This window comes from Rhizobium grahamii CCGE 502 (assembly GCF_000298315.2).
Taxonomy (GTDB): Bacteria; Pseudomonadota; Alphaproteobacteria; order Rhizobiales; family Rhizobiaceae; genus Rhizobium; species Rhizobium grahamii.
In genome coordinates, this window is record NZ_AEYE02000047.1 from 1 (window position 1) to 1,367 (window position 1,367).

Consider the following 1,367-nt stretch of genomic DNA (forward strand, 5'->3'; position numbering starts at 1 on the left):
CGACGGCCTGGTGGACGGCCTATCGCGACCGGAAGCTGGACGGTCTGGTGGTGCAGGGCCTGAATGAGAACCTGACGGTGCTGCAGGCGCTGGAGCGCATCAATGCGGCGGCCGGCGGCGTCACCGTGGCCGGGGCCGGCTCGCTGCCGAGCCTTTTGGTCGGCGCCAGCCACACGACCAGCGGCACCATGGGCGAACGCCGCACCGCGAACGGCGCCACCAACATCAGCGCCGGCGAAGCCAGCGTCTCCTGGCTGCTCGATCTGTTCGGCCAGTACCGCCGCGCCAAGGAAGGCGCCCAGGCCACGCTCGATGCCGCCTATTCCAGCGCCGACGTCGCCAAGCTCACCTATCTGCAGGACCTGGTGAACTCCTACATCGACCTGCGCTTCTTCCAGGAGCGCCTGGCGCTGTCGCGCGCCAACCTGAAGTCGCGCCAGGAAACCTACGAGCTGACCAAGTTCCAGCTCGAAGCCGGTGCTGCCTCGCGCCTCGACGTCGTCCAGGCCGAGGGCCTGGTGCAGTCGACGCAGGCTGAAATCCCGGGGCTGGAGACCAACATCCGCGTTGCCGCCCACCACATCGCCACGCTGCTCGGCCAGCCGGCCGGCTCGCTGCTCGGCGAACTGTTGAAGGGCGCGCCGCAGCCGATCTTCCGCGGTGGCATCGCCTCCGGCATTCCGGCCGACCTGATCCGCAACCGGCCCGACATTCGCGTCGCCGAGCGCAATCTCGCGGCTGCCACCGCCAATATCGGCGTTGCCATCTCGCAGCTCTACCCGACGATCACCCTGTCGGGCTCGATCTCGCCCTCCTACGTCAAGCCGGCCGGCTTCTCCGGCGGCAGCCTGACCACCTGGTCGTTCGGCCCGACGCTGACGCTGCCGATCTTCGACGGCGGCCGTCTGCGCGCCAATGTCGACATCGCCAAGTCGGATGCCAAGACCCAGTATCTCGCCTGGAAGCAAACCGTGCTGACCGCCGTCGAAGAGGTCGAGAACGCGCTGTCGGCGGTGCGCCGCGACGCCCAGACAGTGGAAGCGTTGCGCGCCCAGGTGAAGACGACGCAGGAAACCCTGGAACTGTCGACCGCCAGCTACAAGGACGGCGCCTCCTCGCTGCTCGACGTGCTCGATGCGCAGCGTCAGGTATCGCTCGCCCAGGCAAGCCTGGCCGCCTCCATCCAGCAGATGGCCAAGGACTATGTCGCCCTCAACGTCGCCATCGGCGGCGGCTACAATCCGGGCGCACCACGCACGACAACACCGCCCAAGGCGAGCTGAGCCACACGAGACAAGAGCCCCGCAATCGCGGGGCTTTTTTATGGCCGCTATCGGTAGCCAAAGCCGATAATGACGGCAGCGGCG

General features: G+C 67.7%; 1 protein-coding gene. It reads left to right on the top strand.

The features are described 5' to 3' along the window. On the top strand, positions 1-1,283 hold a 1,283-nt coding region (locus tag RGCCGE502_RS34310; protein WP_016558831.1), incomplete at its 5' end, for an efflux transporter outer membrane subunit. Positions 1,284-1,367 lie beyond the last annotated feature (84 nt).